This window comes from Nitrosospira sp. NpAV (assembly GCF_000832065.1).
Classification (GTDB): Bacteria; Pseudomonadota; Gammaproteobacteria; order Burkholderiales; family Nitrosomonadaceae; genus Nitrosospira.
In genome coordinates this window covers 1-694 of record NZ_JXQM01000151.1, presented here as the reverse complement: position 1 = coordinate 694, position 694 = coordinate 1, and the positions used below count along the sequence as shown (strand labels likewise).

The 694-nt window shown below is 48.4% G+C and carries 1 protein-coding gene; it reads right to left on the bottom strand.

What is annotated here, in order from left to right:
• The coding region (locus SQ11_RS15700) for a cupin domain-containing protein (protein ID WP_041515143.1) at positions 1 to 350 on the bottom strand (350 nt) is incomplete at its 3' end.
• Positions 351 to 694: the final 344 nt, after the last annotated feature.

Genomic DNA, 694 nt, shown 5'->3' with positions numbered 1-694 from the left:
TGACTTGCATTGCGGCTGATCGAATGCAAAGCACCAGGCGCTTCTGACCAGCTCTGGCCTGCTTGGTAAATACGTGCTTCTTCGTCATTAACCTGCGACTCAATAGCGCCTTTCAGAACATACGCGTAGATGAAAGCCGATTGCGCGTGATGATGAGGTACTGATGCGGCGCCAGGTGCATATTCCACCTCAACAACGATCAAGGATTTTCCAGGAATGTTTGGTATTGCTTGCTGAAAGTTCAGCGTGACCTTTTCGCCAACCTCCTGCGCGCTCGCAGGAGGTACGGCCAGCAGCACATTAACGCCCAACAATGCTGCTAGCAGCTCGCCTTTGAATTTGAGCATCATTACAATTTCTCCTATGCATTCTCCTGAAGGGGAGTAAGTGACTACTCTAACAAAACAATCTTTTTGGATAAAGATGGTAAATTCGTTTTTTAAAACGAAAAGTCATATAAAAAATTTATGGATCGCATCAAAGCAATGCAAGGTATTGAATCGCCTGCTGGATGGATTTGAAGGAAAGCTGACGACCAATAAGTGGGACTAAACAGCTAGCCACTCGCTCCGAATCTCTGAATGGTGCAGGCTACCAGCACCGGCCATCGTTTTCCCTGCCTCGCCCATTTGAGCCTGACTCGCCAAGGACTTGTTGAGCTTAAGACCATTGGCCGCGTTCTCAGCGCCGGTGC